Source organism: Aliirhizobium wenxiniae (genome assembly GCF_019511445.1).
In the GTDB taxonomy this organism is placed as follows: Bacteria; Pseudomonadota; Alphaproteobacteria; order Rhizobiales; family Rhizobiaceae; genus Neorhizobium; species Neorhizobium wenxiniae_A.
Genome location: NZ_JAEUAN010000016.1, coordinates 149,150 through 164,730, shown reverse-complemented (window position 1 = coordinate 164,730; position 15,581 = coordinate 149,150). Strand labels below are relative to the sequence as shown.

General features: G+C 58.4%; 13 protein-coding genes and 1 tRNA gene. 7 read left to right on the top strand and 7 right to left on the bottom strand.

All coding sequences use genetic code 11. The annotated features are described in order from the left end of the window. Positions 1-12 precede the first annotated feature (12 nt). The 4 genes from JNB91_RS19800 to JNB91_RS19785 form a co-directional block, all read right to left on the bottom strand. Positions 13-255, bottom strand: a complete 243-nt coding sequence (locus JNB91_RS19800; protein ID WP_220327194.1) for a hypothetical protein — start codon at positions 253-255, stop codon at positions 13-15. Between the two features lie 31 nt (positions 256-286). Then, positions 287-1,897, bottom strand: a complete 1,611-nt coding sequence (locus JNB91_RS19795; protein WP_220327193.1) for a site-specific integrase — start codon at positions 1,895-1,897, stop codon at positions 287-289. Between the two features lie 84 nt (positions 1,898-1,981). Further along, positions 1,982-2,066: transfer RNA gene (locus JNB91_RS19790), tRNA-Leu, on the bottom strand. Positions 2,067-2,234: 168 nt separating this feature from the next. After that, on the bottom strand, positions 2,235-2,660 hold the full coding sequence (locus tag JNB91_RS19785; RefSeq protein WP_220327192.1) for a DUF3597 domain-containing protein: 426 nt from the start codon (positions 2,658-2,660) through the stop codon (positions 2,235-2,237). A gap of 182 nt (positions 2,661-2,842) precedes the next feature. Here JNB91_RS19785 and JNB91_RS19780 point away from each other — a divergent pair, with 182 nt between their 5' ends. The 5 genes from JNB91_RS19780 to JNB91_RS19760 all read left to right on the top strand — a co-directional run bounded on the left by JNB91_RS19780 (position 2,843) and on the right by JNB91_RS19760 (position 9,992). After that, positions 2,843-3,742, top strand: a complete 900-nt coding sequence (locus JNB91_RS19780) for an alpha/beta hydrolase (RefSeq protein WP_220327191.1) — start codon at positions 2,843-2,845, stop codon at positions 3,740-3,742. Positions 3,743-3,886: 144 nt separating this feature from the next. Continuing rightward, entirely contained in the window at positions 3,887-5,134 is a 1,248-nt protein-coding gene (gene ilvA, locus JNB91_RS19775) for a threonine ammonia-lyase (protein ID WP_430736325.1), read from the top strand. Positions 5,135-5,214: 80 nt separating this feature from the next. After that, positions 5,215-5,535, top strand: coding sequence for an HlyU family transcriptional regulator (locus tag JNB91_RS19770; RefSeq protein ID WP_220327189.1), 321 nt, complete (start codon positions 5,215-5,217; stop codon positions 5,533-5,535). 139 nt (positions 5,536-5,674) lie between these two features. Then, positions 5,675-8,650 (top strand): EAL domain-containing protein, encoded by a 2,976-nt coding sequence (locus tag JNB91_RS19765; protein WP_346269370.1) that lies wholly within the window; start codon positions 5,675-5,677, stop codon positions 8,648-8,650. An 85-nt stretch (positions 8,651-8,735) separates the two neighbouring features. Next, positions 8,736-9,992 (top strand): GGDEF domain-containing protein, encoded by a 1,257-nt coding sequence (locus tag JNB91_RS19760; protein ID WP_220327187.1) that lies wholly within the window; start codon positions 8,736-8,738, stop codon positions 9,990-9,992. Positions 9,993-10,006: 14 nt separating this feature from the next. Here the strand turns inward: JNB91_RS19760 and JNB91_RS19755 are convergent, their stop codons facing one another. Then, entirely contained in the window at positions 10,007-10,624 is a 618-nt protein-coding gene (locus tag JNB91_RS19755; protein ID WP_220327186.1) for an FMN-dependent NADH-azoreductase, read from the bottom strand. Positions 10,625-10,777: 153 nt separating this feature from the next. Here JNB91_RS19755 and JNB91_RS19750 point away from each other — a divergent pair, with 153 nt between their 5' ends. Continuing rightward, the gene (locus JNB91_RS19750) at positions 10,778-11,761 is read left to right on the top strand and encodes a LysR family transcriptional regulator (protein ID WP_220327185.1); all 984 of its coding nucleotides are present in this window, start codon (positions 10,778-10,780) and stop codon (positions 11,759-11,761) included. A gap of 204 nt (positions 11,762-11,965) precedes the next feature. Further along, on the top strand, positions 11,966-12,577 hold the full coding sequence (locus JNB91_RS19745; RefSeq protein ID WP_220327184.1) for a DUF2087 domain-containing protein: 612 nt from the start codon (positions 11,966-11,968) through the stop codon (positions 12,575-12,577). Positions 12,578-12,582: 5 nt separating this feature from the next. Here the strand turns inward: JNB91_RS19745 and JNB91_RS19740 are convergent, their stop codons facing one another. Further along, positions 12,583-13,419, bottom strand: a complete 837-nt coding sequence (locus tag JNB91_RS19740) for a PhzF family phenazine biosynthesis protein (protein WP_220327183.1) — start codon at positions 13,417-13,419, stop codon at positions 12,583-12,585. Positions 13,420-13,540: 121 nt separating this feature from the next. After that, on the bottom strand, positions 13,541-15,529 hold the full coding sequence (locus tag JNB91_RS19735; RefSeq protein ID WP_220327182.1) for a bifunctional 2',3'-cyclic-nucleotide 2'-phosphodiesterase/3'-nucleotidase: 1,989 nt from the start codon (positions 15,527-15,529) through the stop codon (positions 13,541-13,543). Between the last annotated feature and the right edge of the window lie 52 nt (positions 15,530-15,581).

Below are 15,581 nucleotides of genomic sequence, written 5' to 3'. Positions count from 1 at the left end.
AAACGAAATCAATCACCCCTGACAGCAACCAGGCTGGCGGAAATCGATCGAGCCCGCTGTCCGCGACTTAGCGAAATGCTTGTCCGCGACTTGCTGAAATCGCTGTCCCGATTCATCGAAATCCGCACGCTTCTCGATCACCCACCGCCCCCACTTGCCGGACGGCCATTCGAACCGCTCCTCCCGGCTCCATGCGAACTCGTGGTTAGGCACCACCAGCTTCACCGTAGCCGAGCGCTCGTCTCTAGTCTCCACATTGAGGTGCCCAATATCCCTGCTATGTCATTTATCCGAGATTGTAGCGCGGGAACTTCTTCAGCTCCTCGGCCATGTCTTCCAGCGTCGGTGTTTCGTAGATGTCCCCCACATCGTCACTCTCGTGACCACAGAACGCAAAGCGGAAACGCTTCTCCATGTTCACCCTTGCGGCCTGCCGCTTGAACGTATGCCGCCATGCGTGGTTCGGGCTGATATTCGGGTCTGTAACCTCGACATCATTACGCACCCATTCTGCGAGCTTGTTCCGAGCGATTACATAGGGCGGGCGTACGGGCTTGGTTGGGTCATCCCCTGAGGCCCGCTTGTCGGCTGGGGCATAAAACAGCGGACCTGTCCTTTTCTCAGCGACGAAGTCCAAGAAGCCCATCTCGATCAGATGCTCATGGATTGGGACACGACGATATGAAGCGCCCTTTACGGTGCCGTCCTCGGGGCTGATGTCGATGATCCAGATACCGTCTTGCTGCCGCACACTCGTGGCTTGGAGCTGGGTCATCTCGCCGGGGCGCGATCCAGTATAGGCGCACAGCCACGGCACCCATCGACGGGCAGCCGCCTTCTCTGGCTTCAGTCGTGGCGATGGTGGAGCAAGGCTCGCGCTGAGAATGGCCTTCCACTCGATCGGCTCGAATGCTCGCTCCCGCACCTTGACCTTTTTAATCGTGGCAATGCGTACGCCCTCGAACGGGTTGGCAGCGACTTTCTTGTTTTCCAGCAACCAGTTGAAAACCGTTTTTGCCGCAGTAATCCACACATCGTTCGCCACCGCAGCAGACCGCTTTTCGGTGACCAACGTGCCCTTCCATCCTATCACCTCATCGTCGGTGATCGTGGCCACGTCCCTGCCGTCAAAGTGTTTATCAAGAGCGAGGAAGACGCTCCTCCAGCGGCTCACCGTTGCGGGTGCTGGACTACGCTCATTGACCCATTTTTCAAATGCCTGCCAGCAGGTCCAGCCCGATAGCTTCACGCCTTTTGAATTGATGCCGACCGGTTGCTCAACAAATCGAGCAAGCCGAGCGTCCGGCGAATAGTCGCCAACGGAACGCCGCCCTAACGCTGCGAAGGCAGGGGCTATCTCGACCTCAATCGTGTCAATGAAAGCGCTCAAGGACTTTTCGTCCAAAGAAGCAGACTGCTCGGCGAGAAAGGTGGCAACCATACCCAGTTCGGACACCGTAGCCCTGATGTGCCTGCGGGCAGCCGTTCCGACTTCCTGCTCCGGGTCCATGCTGGCAACGTCGAAGCGGTCATAAACCGCCTGAAGCTGGGCATAGCGCGACGACCAATCATCTTGATGCCCAGCGTTCTCAGCGTGAAGACTGGCAAACCATCGATACCAATCCCCCGTCAAGGCACTCAACTGGCGTTGCGTGAGGGCGACTGTCGCACCAATGCTCGCAGCCCTCAGTGCTTCAATACGGCTGCTGATAGTGGCATCCCAGTCGCGCAGCTCTGCCTTGGCTTGGCCCATAGTCGCGGACGAAGAAAGGCGGAAACGCTCCTCCATCGCGACGCCATAAGCTGCCTTGTAGGCTTCTCGAATGTCTGCGGGGATACCTTTTCGGCTAAACCAATCGCCATTAGCGGCACGTCGAAGAGAAGTCATAGCAACCATTTGTAGCGCCCTTTGTAGCGGTAGGGCGATGAAAAGGCTCTAATAATCAATAACTAACTGACATCTCAAGCTAAAATTTGAGGATGGTGCGGACGGCGGGGATCGAACCCGCATGACCGAGGCCGAGAGATTTTAAGTCTCTTGCGTCTACCAGTTTCGCCACGTCCGCGTGCTGTTGCTTTTCAGGTAGATAGACGATTCCGTCAAGCGCAGCTTTGCAAAACCGGCGGTTTTGTCTGTCTGTTTCGATATTGTCTCGCGCGAGATGTGAAGCTGAAAAGAAGAGGCCGGCACGCTGCCGCACCAACCTCTCGTCTAGACGCCCTCACATCACCTATCAGTCGAGAAGGTCTGCCGGCACCTTGCCGCCATTTTCCGACAGCTTTTTCATCAACGCCTTGTGCAGCCACATATTCATCTTGGCGGAATCCCCCGTGTCGCCGGTATAGCCCAGTTCGGCCGCGAGCTCCTTGCGTTCGGCAAGGCTTGCATCCATGCCGAGGGCCTTCATCAGGTCGACGATCGAGTGACGCCAGTCGAGCTTTTGGCCGCTCTTCTTGACCGCAGCATCGAGGATCGGCGCAACATCTACCGGGCCTGACGCGGGCTGGCTCTGCGCCGGAGCTGTGGATGTCGCAGCCGGAGCAGCAGCCGAAGTGGATGCTGAAGGTGTGGCAGGCGCAGCCGTTGTGGCGGCAGGATTTTCGGCCGCCGCTGCAGGCGAGCCGAAGATCGCATTCTTGATCTTGCTGAAGATGCTCATTGGTCCTCTCCTCAAAGTTTGACAGGAAAGAAACTAGGGCGTCGAGTAAGCGAGGAAATGGGGCGGAGGTCGAAACGAAGCGAATTCCCACCTATGCGGCTTCGCGGATACGACAACCTTCTGAACTGGCGTTGACGCGGCATGCGCCGGATCTATGTCCTCCCGACAACGGGAGAAAAAACATGGTCCGGATATTGATGTTCTTTTTGCTGGTGATCTTCGCCGGCTCGGCAGCGCGTGCCGAAGGCACGGTGAAGGAAGGCCAGTTCATGGCCAGCCGAATTCTTGGAAAGAACGTCGAGTTCACCCTTTATCTGCCGCCCGGCTATGGTCGCGATGACAGGCGTTATCCGGTCATCTACCTGATGCATGGCGGCGGTGATGGCCAGAATCAGGATTGGTATCGCTTCGGTAACGCCAATCTCGTTTTCGACAGGCTGATCGAAAGCGGCGAGGTGCCGCCCTTCATCGCCGTTACGCCCGAGGGCCGCCGTGATGAGGCCAACAAGTTCAACACCTATTACATGAACGACGCGGACGGCCAGTATCTGTGGCAGGACATGTTCGTAAAGGAGTTCGTGCCGCACGTGGAAAAGGCTTTCCCGGTCATTCCCGGCAAGAAATCCCGCGGCATTCTTGGCCTTTCGATGGGCGGTTATGCGGCGATCGCCTTCTCCATGAAATATCCTGATCTTTTCGCCGGTGCCGCGGCTTTGAGCGCTGCCTTCCGCACAGACCAGCAGATCGTCGATATGGATCAGGCTGGCTATGATCGCCGGTATGGCAAGGCCTGGGGTGTAGGATTGACCGGCCGCGATCGCCTCAACCAGAAATATTACGCCAACAGCGTCCTGGATCTGGTCGACAAGACCCCGGCAGACGACATCGCTAAGACCGAACTCTACATCGATTGCGGCTCCTACGACGATTTCTTCGTCGGCAATGCCGAGCTGACCCTGAAGCTGCAAAAGCTTAAAGTGCCGCATCGCTTCATGGCACGGGAAGGCGGCCATGACTGGACCTATTGGCGCACTGGATTGCCTCAGGCGACCACCTTTCTTGGAAATGTTTTCCATCAATAACAGGAGATTGGGAGAGGTCTCTAAGGTTTCACTGAAGCATTGTTACGGACAGGGAACCGTTCGGCGGCGAAACGGGCTTGGTCTTCCTCGGTCAGCTGTGGCATAGCGAGGGGAAATCTTGATGATCCGTGGATGGTTTTAGTGATGAAGACAGGTGTGGAAGATGCCAAGGCGGCGATGCGGACGATCTTTCCGGAGACGCCGCTCCAGTTGAACGAGCATCTGAGCCGCCGTTACGGCGCAGATATCTGGCTGAAGCGCGAGGACCTGTCGCCGGTCCGCTCCTACAAGATCCGCGGCGCCTTCAATTTTCTGCGCAAGGCAATTGCAGCCGGCGCGACAGGCAAGACTTTCGTCTGCGCCTCGGCCGGAAATCATGCGCAAGGGTTCGCCTTCGTCTGCCGTCATTTCGAAGTGCCGGGCGTGGTCTTCATGCCGGTCACGACGCCGCAGCAGAAGATCGACAAGACCCGCACCTTTGGCGGCGAATTCATCACCATCAAACTGATCGGCGATATTTTCGACCAATGCTATGCGGCGGCGCGCACCCATGTGGAAGAGATCGGCGGCATGATGGTGCCACCTTTCGACGATCTCGATATCATCGAGGGGCAGGCGACCGTTGCTGCTGAAATCGAAACGCAGCTGCCGGATGGCGTGATCCCGGACATGGTCATTCTTCCGGTTGGCGGCGGTGGTCTCGCCTCGGGCGTCACCGGCTACCTCAAGGACATCGTGCCGGCTGACGGCTTCGTCTTCACCGAACCGACGGGCGCGCCGAGCCTGAAGAAAAGCCTTGAAACCGGATCACCGGTCACTCTGCCGAAGGTCGACAATTTCGTTGATGGCGCCGCAGTCGCGCGTATAGGCGATCTCAATTTCGAAGCGCTGAAAGGTTTCTCCTCGACGCAGGTCATGCTGGTTCCCGAAAACGCGATCTGCGTCACGATGACCGACATGCTGAATGTCGAGGGTGTGGTGCTTGAGCCGGCAGGCGGTCTTTCCATCACCGCGCTCTCGCTTCTTGATCCTGAAAAGATCGCCGGCAAGACAATCGTTTGCGTCGTCTCCGGCGGAAATTTCGATTTCGAGCGGCTGCCGGATGTGAAGGAGCGGGCCATGCGTTATGCGGGCCTGAAGAAGTATTTCATCCTGCGTTTGCCCCAGCGTCCCGGCGCTTTGCGCGATTTCCTCAACCTTCTGGGCCCGGATGACGATATCGCCCGGTTCGAATATCTGAAGAAATCGGCCCGCAATTTCGGCTCGATCCTGATCGGCATCGAAACCAGGGCGCCTGAAAATTTCGCAGGCCTGTATGAGCGGTTCGAAGCGGCAGGGCTTGGATACGAGGACATCACCGAAAACGAAATCCTCGCCAACCTGATTATCTGATGGGGTGGCGCTCCCGGCCTGAAACGTTTACAGCCAAAGGGTGCGCTTCGGCGTCGGGAGCAATGTGGTAGGCAATATTCATGGCATCGTTTTTCTCTTCTCTCTTCTCCGCCTTCTCAGGCAAGGATAAATCGGCCCAGACTGCCAAGGGCGCCGAACCCGTTCCTTACAAGGATTGCCTGATCTATCCGGCGCCGATGCCCGAAGGTGGCCAGTATCGCCTGGCCGGTCGGATCGAGAAGGAAGTTGATGGCGAGACGCTGGTACGCCACATCATCCGCGCCGACATGTTTTCCTCCATGGAAGATGCCGTGACCTTTACCACCCGCAAGGCAGAGCAGATCATCGACCAGAACGGCCCGTCGCTGTTTTCCGGTGGTGAAAAGTCCCGCTCTGCCTGATTTTTTCCAAATCCCGTTCAACCATTGGTGATCGGGACCGCCGCGATACTCACTCAATATTAAAACCTGCCATCTAGGTTCGCTGGGCATTTATCAATTTTGCAGCGGCTTTTCTATGATGTCACAGCGGCTCTACTTGGTGCACGTTGTATGGTTTTTTGCGGCGATCGTTTTTTCGGCCTCTTATGCCTACGCTGAAAGCATCGTCTCCGGCGATCATCCGATTTCGCCGGTGATTGATGATGTCTGGATCATTGTTGTGGCGGCCTGCGTGGTGCTCACTCAGGTCGGTTTGCTGTTTCGGGCGGCCGGTGCCGGGCGGCCGAGAAATGCCTTTCTGGTTGCGAAGGCCAATCTTCTTGGCTTTGTTCTCGCTGTCGTCGCCTTCGCCTTGGTCGGAGCCACTCTGGCTTTCGGTCGATCGCAGATGTTTCCGTTCGGAACCGGGCCAGGCTTATCGCTGTTTGACGATCTTGTGTCCGGTCAGGCTGCGATAATCCTCTTCCATCTTATGCTGGGCGGCGTGGCCATCACCATCTTTTCCGGCGCCATTGCAGAGCGTATGGCCCCTAAAACTATGTTTCTTGCGTGTCTGTTCATGGCGGGGCTGGTCTATCCGGTCTTTCTTCACTGGGCGCGTGGGGATCTGCTTTTCCCAAACCTCACTGCATTTTTGGCCAATCTCGATTTTGTAGATCTCGCGGGTGGAGTCTCTGTGCACGCGACAGCGGGCTGGATCGTGCTTGCCGCCTTCATGGTGATCGGCTCGCAATTCGAGGCGCATGGCCGCAAGATCATTTTTTCAACCGCTGGGGCACTGCTGCTTTTTGTCGGCTGGGTTGGACTGAATGGCTGCTTTGCCATGGCATATGGCGCGAGCGTGCCTGCCGTCATCGCCAATTCACTCCTGGCTGGCGGGATGGGAGCCTGCATCGGTTATTTGATGGGAGTTCGCAAGCAGCGACAGGCTGCACCGGAGCATCTGATTGCGGGCATGCTGGGCGGAGTGGCGGCGGTCACGTCGGGCGCCGGCCTTCTCGACGTCAGCGGCGCATTGATCATGGGGGCTGCCGGCGGTGCTGTGGCGATTGGCGGCAACCTGCTCGTGGCCCGCATATTGAAGGTGAATGATCCGAGGGGGGCGGTGGGTATCTACGCCTTTGCAGGATCTGCGGGCGCGGTCCTGCTGCCACTGGTTGCGCCGCTCGCACATCTGCCTGCGGAAAGCCGCTTGGAGCAGATCACTGTCCAGATCGTCGGTGTCGGCATCAATTTTTATTGGGCGTTTGGCGCGAGTTACCTTTTCTTTCGGATTCTCGATCGCCTCATGGTCATTCGCAGGGAGGACGAGGCTGCGGATGGGCGTGATGAAGTGATCGCCGAATGGTCGCGCCAATATGATGATGCCGAACGCGTCGCGGCTCTCGCAAAGGCGACATTTGAAGCGATCATGATCCACCGCGACGGTATCGTGGTGGATGGCAACGAGGAACTGGCAAAGCTCGTCGGTCGCCCGCTGCCTGATCTGATCGGTCGCTCCATCTTCGATTTCCTGCGGGACGGGCAGGCGATCGGTGTGTCCGAGATCATCAAGCTCAACGATGATGCAAGGCATGAGATTTCGATCGAACTGCCGGACGGAACTCTGGTGCCGGTGGCAGCCCGTGGCCGTGACATTACCTTCCATGGCGAGATGGCGCGCGTCGGCTGTTTCGTCGACCTCAGGGAACGCAAAGAGGCCGAGAAGCATATCCGATACCTGGCGCTGCATGATCCGTTGACCGGTTTGCCGAACCGAGTGCTGTTCACGGAAAGCCTGAACGAGATCATGGCGCATGCCGGTACCAGCCCCGCTTTCGGCATCGCGATGATCGATCTCGATCGTTTCAAGGACATCAATGACATTCACGGTCATCAGGCTGGTGATACGGTCATCCGCGAAGTCTCTGCGCGGTTGATGGCTGTCGCAGGGCCGCGGGATATGGTGGCCCGCCTTGGAGGCGATGAATTCGCAGCCATTCTCGGCGGTGCATCGACGCTGGAGGATCTGGAGGCCTTCGGCGCGCGTCTGCTCGCCGCCATGGCGGTACCGATCGATATTCGGCGTCACGAGCAGGTGAATGTCACGCTCAGCATCGGCGCAGCTCTCTTTCCGGACCATGCGGCAGATAAGGATGCGCTTGTCGGCTGCGCCGACACCGCGCTCCATCACGCCAAAACCTCCGGCAGAAATGCCTTCCGCCTGTTTCGTTGCGGCATGAACGATCTCATTGAAAAGCGCCGTATGCTGGAAAGCGATCTGGAGCTGGCTTTGCACCAGGGGCAGTTCGAGCTTTATCTGCAGCCGCGGGTTCGCGCCGATGATGTCTCCATCAGCGGGTATGAGGCTCTGTTGCGCTGGTCTCATCCGGTACGAGGCATGGTCAGCCCGGCGGATTTCATCCCTGTTGCTGAGGCTTCGGGCAAGATCATCCAGCTAGGCGAATGGGTTCTGGCTGAAGCTGTCAGGCTGCTGGATCATGTTGATGGCCATATCAGCGTCAATGTCAGCCCGCTTCAGTTCCGCCATGGCGATTTTATCGCCAATCTCGCGGATCTTTTGCAAAGAACCGGTGCCGATCCTCGTCGCATTGAGCTGGAGATCACCGAGAGCGTGCTGATCGACGATGACAAGCGGGCGGTTCACATCCTGGATGAGTTGAAGCGCATGGGGTTCACCATTGCCCTCGACGATTTCGGCACCGGCTACTCGTCGCTCAGTTACCTGAGCCGCTATCCGTTCGATACACTCAAGATAGACCGGAGTTTTGTTGCCAATCTCGGACTTGACGACAAGGCGCGCATGATCGTGCGAACGATCATCGATCTCGGTACGGGCTTGGGAATGAAAGTCGTCGCCGAAGGTGTGGAAACGCCGGAAGAGGCACTGTTCCTAACCCAGGCGGGCTGCCACGAATTGCAGGGCTACCTTCTCGGGCGCCCTGCAAAAGTCTCCGGGATAATCAGCAAGGTCGATCCGGCGATCGCCGCTCAGCTGAAATATGCACGGGCGAGCGAGAAGGGGGATCACGGCCTCGAATTCGTACAGGACGAAAACACACGCCTTGTTGGCTAATTTGCGCAGGATCAGCCGCGATTTGAGAGAAACTTAACTGAGGCGATCCTAAAAGAACCTATTCTCAATGGCGCAAGGAGCGCCCATGCAATGGCTTAATCTCGGCCTGTTTCTGATTGAAGCGGTCGTTTATTTCTCCGTCATGACGGCGTTCCTGCATTTTCGGCGTCCGCTGGGCCTTGGTGTGTTCCTGGCTGCGCTCGGCGTCATGCATTTCATGGAAACCTATCTGGCGGCGGTCTTCTATGTTCAGCTGCCGTTTGGAACAGTCTCGCCGGGCTCCTCCATCTTTTTTGCCGGCAAGCTGATGATGATCCTGATGCTCTACATCAAGGAAGATGCAGCAACGGTACGCCAGCCGATCTATGGCCTGTTTTTGGGCAATCTGCTGACGGTCGGTATTGCGCAGATCCTGCAATTGCATGCTGCCGTGACACTTCCCGGCGGCCGCGCTGCCGACATGGGCTTCCTCGACGAGATGGGCTGGCTCATGGTTTGGGGCACGACCATTCTCTATATCGATGCCATTGCCATCATCCTGCTCTACGAGCGGCTGGGACGTTTCGTCGAGAATGTGGTGATCCGCTTCGCAATCAGCGGCGCCATCATTCTGACCTTCGACCAGGTCGCGTTCTTCTCGGTACTCCATATCCTGCTCGGTGTGCCTTTGCCGGTCTTCTTCGGCGGCTGGTATGCGAAGCTGTTGGCAGTGCTGCTCTATTCAGGTCTTTTTGCCATCTATCTGAGGATCGACCAGAATGATCCCTGGTCCGCGTCTTCCCGGCAGATCAAGGACATCTTCCACGACCTGACCTTCCGGGAGCGATACCAGGCATTGCTGGCCAAGGCCGGAGTGGATGGGCTGACCGGTCTGTTCGATCGAAGCCGTTACGAGATGGACGGGCCGGAACTGGTGAGAAAAGGCCTTGCCATGCGCCAGTCGGTCAGCATGGTCATCGTCGACGCTGACCACTTCAAGGAGGTCAACGATCGCTTCGGCCATCAGCGCGGTGACACCGTGCTCAGGGACTTGGCCACCTGTCTGAACAGGAGTGCACGCGCGAGCGATCATCTGTCCCGTTTCGGCGGCGAGGAGTTTGTGCTCCTCTTGTCCGATACAGATCACGAGAAGGCTCTGGAAGTGGCCGAGCGCCTTCGCCAGGATGTTGCTGCCAATATAACGCGTCCGGACGGCACGCCATTGACGGTCTCGGTTGGCGTCGCGACTGCGCCCGAGGATGGCCGCACGCTGGATCTCATCTTGAGCAGGGCCGATGAACGGCTTTACCAGGCAAAAAATAACGGCCGTGATAGGGTTCACGGCCGTCATGGGAAGTTCTGAACCTAGTCAGTAAATCAGGCGGCGAGCGCCAGCTGCTGGGTCCGTTCCTGCGCCGAAGCGATTGCCTTCTCGAAAGCTTCCGGACCGAAGGCGGTGCCTTCGACATAGATGACTTCGACATCCGTCATGCCCATGAAGCCGAGAACGGTCTTCAGGTAAGGAACGGCGTGGTTCATCGCCATGGCCGGGCCTTCGGAATAGATGCCGGCGGCCGAAAGGACGACATAAACCTTCTTGTTGGTGGCAAGACCTTCAGGGCCTTCTGCCGTGTAGCGGAAGGTCAGGCCGGCGCGGGCAACGTTGTCGATCCAGCTCTTCAGCTGCGAATAGATGTTGAAGTTGATCAGGCCGGTTGCCAGCACGACGGTGTCGGCGGCCAGCAGTTCTGCGGTGAGCTTGTCCGACAGCTCGGCGGCAGCGGCTTCTTCGGCATTGCGCTGATCGGCAGGCTTGCGAATGGCCGAGGTCGTCACGGTGTCGAGATGGGCGATCGGGTTCTGGCCGAGGTCGTGGCTGACGACGGTCGAGCCTGGGTTCTTCGCCTTCAGCTTATCTACGAATTCGTTGGCGATCTTGGTCGAAAGGGATTCGTCGCCGCGCGGGCTGGAGGTGACGAGAAGAATGGAAGACATGGTGCCAATTCCTTGATTTGTCTTGGAGGTCTTTGTCGACCTCGATATGTGAGGCGAGACTGGAGGCTCGTGTGACTGACAAATAGGTCTGGACCGCCATCGACAAAACAGGGATAATATCGAAGGTTCCTATCGAATATCTGGATAGCTTTCATGGATGCCAATCCGACCCTCGACCAGTTGCAGGTCTTCATCGCCGTTGCGGAAACGGGAAGCTTTTCGGCCGCGGCCCGCTCGCTCAACCGGGCGCAATCGGTCGTTAGCTACACGATCGGCAATCTCGAGGCCCAGCTTGAAGTCACGCTTTTCGAGCGCAGCGGCGCACGTCAGCCAAAACTCACCGAGGCGGGCAGGGCGATGCTGGCCGATGCCCGCCGGATCGTCGCCGACCTGCAGGTCATGCGCTCTCGCGCCAAAGGCATCAGGCAGGGGCTTGAGGCGGAGATCACGCTGGCGATTAGCGTCATGGTTCCGGCCGATGCGCTGGTGGCTGAACTCAAGGAATTCAGGACGGAATTCCCGACCGTCGCGCTCAACCTCAATGTCGGCGAACTTGGCATGGTGATGAACCTCGTCACGAACGGCAAGGCGGATATCGGCATCGGCGGGGCTTTGTTGAAACAGGACGATTCCCTGATTGCCGAAAAGATCGGCCACGCATTCCTGCTGCCGGTCGCAGCCGCGGATCATCCGCTTGCAAAGCTCGGGCGTCCGCTGACGCTTGCCGATGTCCGCGAGGAGACGCAACTCGTCGTCACCGACGCTTCGGGCATGACGGCCGGACGCGATTTCAACGTTCTCTCCTACAAGATCTGGCGGGTCAGCGACATTGCCACCAAGCACCACCTCGTCAGGGGCGGTCTCGGCTGGGGCGGCCTGCCGGCATCGTTGGTGCGTGATGACGTTCGCGACGGCAATCTTGTCGTGCTCGATATCGAAGCCTACGAGCAGGGCGAATATCCGCTTTATGCGCTGCGCAGAACGGCAAGTCCGCCGGGCCCTGCCGGCCAGTGGTTGATCGATAGCTTCGCCCGCCGGCTCTCGACCTGCCCGAACAAGCAACATTTCACCACCGCGCTCCGCGCCGACATCGACAAACCCAACAATGGGTCTGCCTATCCCGAGGCGGCCGAATAAGCATATCCATGCGGTCGGTTGACCCTGACTGGCTGATCTTGGTATAGGTCTGCCACGGTCAGCAGTTCACCGAGGCGTCGCCGTCCCTTAACCGGGAAGCTAAACCTGCGATTTTCAGATATCAGCACTTATCCTGTGCCGAAGTCGACAAGACGGTGACCAGCGACATACCCAGACGGACCGGCACGCTTAAAAGGATAAGCCATGCCCAGAACCATCTTCCCGATGGCCGTTTCCGATATGTCGGCCTTCGCAAAATCCCTTCGGGACCAGATCGAAAAACTCGACCACAAGCCGAGTCATGTCGAGATGCTCAATCTCCTCAGCCGCGCCGCTGGTTTTCGAAACTACCAGCATTTTCGTGCGCAGGCGGATAGTGTCGATCCGGTCGAGATCACCTATGTCACAGCAGAGCCCGAGCCTCAGCCGGACGAACGCCGCGTCATGCACACGCTCCGCGTCTTCGACCGCGAAGGGCGCATCACGCGCTGGCCCGGCAAGCGCTCGCAGCAGCAATTATGCCTCTGGTATCTCTGGTCGAAAATCCCGCGCGGTAAGGTGTTTTCCGAACGCGAGATCAGTGCCTTTCTGGATGGTCTGCATCTCTTCAAGGACGCGGCCTTGCTGAGGCGGGATCTCTTCGACCTCGGCCTCGTTAGCAGAAATCGCGACGGCAGCGATTATCGCCGCATCGAGAAGAGGCCGCCGCCGGAACTTGGGCTTCTTCTGCGAAGGATAGCAACGTCACCTGTGAAAACGACGATCAGACAGGACCGGGCGGCGGCAACCCCTGTCGAAGCCGCCAGCCCTACCTGACGACGTTACAGCGTCAGCGTGCCGGAAATGCATGTCGCGACGTCGCCGCCGATCCAGATGTCGTCGCCGACCTTGTCGACATGCACCCGCCCGGCGCGGCCAAGCACGGTGCCCTGTGCCGCGACATAGCTTTCCGGCGCAATCCCGGAGCCGATCAACCACTGTGCCAGACCGGCGTTGAGGCTGCCGGTTACCGGGTCCTCTGTTCCACGATTGCTGAAGGCGCGCACTTCAAACTGCGCGTCTTCGCCATCGATCGACGGATCGAAACGGCCGACCAGTCCGACGCGCATGCCTGCGAGAACCGAAAAATCCGGTTTGATGGCCAGGACATCCGAACGCAAGGGCAGGCGCACCCCGATCCAGTCCGGCCCATTCTCGATCCAGTTCGCGTCCTCGATCATCGTCGCAGGAATGCCGAGCCCTTTGGCGATCCTGTCGATTAGCGCAGGCTCCACGGGACCGCTGCGCAGAAGCGGCGGTGCGGCAAAAGCCAGCCGCTTGCCATCGCGTCGGATGCGCACTAGCCCGGCCCCGCATTCCTGCACGATCTCGCCTTCGGGCTCATTCGCCGCCTGGCTCAGCCAGACATGCGCGCTGCCGAGTGTCGGATGCCCGGCAAAAGGCAGTTCCTGTGTCGGCGTGAAAATCCGCACCCGGTAATGCGCCTCCGCTGTCGTCGGCTTCAGAAGAAAGGTGGTCTCGCTGAGATTGGTCCAGTTTGCGAAGGACTGCATCTGTTTGTCGTCCAGTTCGTCCGCACCAATCACAACGGCAAGCGGATTGCCGCGCATTGGCTGACTGGAGAAGACATCGACCTGCTGGAAAGAGAAAGTAGGCATGAAATCACGATACTGAATGGTTGAGACAGAGAGGCCGTCATCCTCGGGCTTGTCCCGAGGATCTACAACGGCTTCTTATGGCAGATCCTCGGGACAAGCCCGAGGATGACGAAAGTGGGGTTCACAGCACCAGCCGGAACTTCGCAAAACCGTTTTCACCGTCGCCGGCATCCTCGATCTTGGCGCCTTTGATCTCTCCGGCGAAATGACGTCCCTTCGGACCGCTCTCGAACACCGCCGTTGTCCCCGGCAGCGGTTTGAACGACCAGTTGTCGTCGGCGGACGGGTTGATCGTTCCCTGCTCGACGATATAGCGCACGATCACGTCTCGGTTGGTATCTGGCGCGACGAAGATCAGCTTGTCGGCTGCGATCTCCGGGAATTTGCCGCCACCGCCGGCCCGGTAATTGTTCGTCACGACAACGAATTTCTGTGTCGGGTCGATTGGTTTTCCATCGAATTTCAGATCGGTGATGCGCTGCGCATCGGCATTGATGAGCTTGCCGTCCTTGTCGAAGCGCACCGGCTGCGAAAGATCGATCTGATACGTCACGCCGTCGATGACGTCGTAATTGTAGGATGGGAAACCGTCATTGATGAGCGACGCATCCTTTTCGCCGGCCTTGACCTGGTTGAACATCCCGGCCGACATTTCCAGCCAGTTCTTCACCTGCTCGCCGGTAATCAGCACGGCCTGAACCGTGTTCGGATAGAGATAGAGGTCGGCGACATTCTTGATCGCGATGTCACCCACCGGCACGTCAGTATAATATTCAGCGCCGCCGCGCCCGCCAGCCTTGAATGGTGCCGCTGCCGAAAGCACCGGATAATCCTTGTAGGGACCATCCTTCAGCATCTCTTTGATATACCAGGTCTGCGCATTGGAAACGATCTGCACCGACGGGTCGTCGGCCACCAGCGCGAAATAGGAATAGAGCGGCGCGGAGGTCTTGCCGACGGCGCGGCGCACATAGGCAAGCGTCGCCTCATGCTCGGTCTTGGCAGCGGCCAGCACTTCCGGCTTGTCCTTGACATCGGCGACCACCTTGCGGTTCTCGTCGCGATGATAGATCGGCCGTGCCTCGGACGTGGAGGAAATGATCTTCCAGCTATTGCCGTCCTTTTCGAGGAGCAGGTCGATCAGGCCCATATGCGAGCCCCAGAAACCGGCCATCACCGCCGGCTTGCCCATCAGCGTACCTTTCTTGGCGTCGGCTCCGGCAATTCCGTCAAAATCCTTCGGGCCGGGGAAGACGAGATGCTGGTGGCCGGTAAAGATCGCGTCGATACCCTCGACACCGGCGAGATAGAGCGAGGCGTTTTCCATCCGCTCGCTCTGGCCGGAACCGTCGATGCCGGAATGCGAAAGCGCAATCACGATATCGGCGCCTTCCTCCTTCATCTGCGGCACCCAGGCCTTGGCGGCATCGACGATATCGCGCGTCTGTGCCTTGCCTTCCAGGTTCTTGGCATCCCACACCATGATCTGCGGCGGCACGAAGCCGATGAAGCCGACCTTGATCGGAGAACTCGCGCCCGAGCCGTCACGGATCTGCTTTTCGATGATCACATAGGGCTTGAAGAAAAGCTCATCCTGTTTGGGATCAGATGCCAGCATGCCTTTGGTAAGGTTGGCGCAAACATAGGGAAAGCCGGATCCGGAAAGAGCCTTGAACATGAAGTCGAGGCCATAGTTGAATTCGTGATTTCCAAGTGTGCCGACATCATAGCCGAGCACGCTCATGGCTGTAATGACCGGGTGCTTGTCACCCTCCTTCATGCCGCGCTCATAGGCGATATAGTCGCCGAGCGGATTGCCCTGCAGGAAGTCGCCATTATCGACGAGCATCGAATTTCCCGCCTCGGCGCGGATCGCATCGATGATCGAGGCCGTGCGCGCAAGCCCCAGCGTGTCGTTCGGCTTGTCGGCATAATAGTCGTAGGGAAAGACGTGGACATGGATGTCCGTCGTTTCCATGATCCGCAGATGCGCCTGGTTCGCTTGCGCTCGGGCGGCAAACGGATGCAGCATGACAAGAGCGGATGAAGCGGTAATCCCGCCGAGAACCGAACGGCGCGACATGGTAAGAGCTGGAGTTGCGGACGGCATGAAATCTCCCCTGGGTCATGAAATGGCGTCACACTAGGCTCATTCGCATGAA

Coding starts and splice junctions, on each gene's coding strand:
- JNB91_RS19745 (WP_220327184.1), top strand. CDS start 11,966: ATGCCCAGAACCATCTTCCCGATGGCCGTTTCCGATATGTCGGCCTTC.
- JNB91_RS19760 (WP_220327187.1), top strand. CDS start 8,736: ATGCAATGGCTTAATCTCGGCCTGTTTCTGATTGAAGCGGTCGTTTAT.
- JNB91_RS19755 (WP_220327186.1), bottom strand. CDS start 10,624: ATGTCTTCCATTCTTCTCGTCACCTCCAGCCCGCGCGGCGACGAATCC.
- JNB91_RS19740 (WP_220327183.1), bottom strand. CDS start 13,419: ATGCCTACTTTCTCTTTCCAGCAGGTCGATGTCTTCTCCAGTCAGCCA.
- JNB91_RS19750 (WP_220327185.1), top strand. CDS start 10,778: ATGGATGCCAATCCGACCCTCGACCAGTTGCAGGTCTTCATCGCCGTT.
- JNB91_RS19770 (WP_220327189.1), top strand. CDS start 5,215: ATGGCATCGTTTTTCTCTTCTCTCTTCTCCGCCTTCTCAGGCAAGGAT.
- JNB91_RS19780 (WP_220327191.1), top strand. CDS start 2,843: ATGGTCCGGATATTGATGTTCTTTTTGCTGGTGATCTTCGCCGGCTCG.
- JNB91_RS19735 (WP_220327182.1), bottom strand. CDS start 15,529: ATGCCGTCCGCAACTCCAGCTCTTACCATGTCGCGCCGTTCGGTTCTC.
- ilvA (WP_430736325.1), top strand. CDS start 3,887: ATGAAGACAGGTGTGGAAGATGCCAAGGCGGCGATGCGGACGATCTTT.
- JNB91_RS19795 (WP_220327193.1), bottom strand. CDS start 1,897: ATGGTTGCTATGACTTCTCTTCGACGTGCCGCTAATGGCGATTGGTTT.
- JNB91_RS19785 (WP_220327192.1), bottom strand. CDS start 2,660: ATGAGCATCTTCAGCAAGATCAAGAATGCGATCTTCGGCTCGCCTGCA.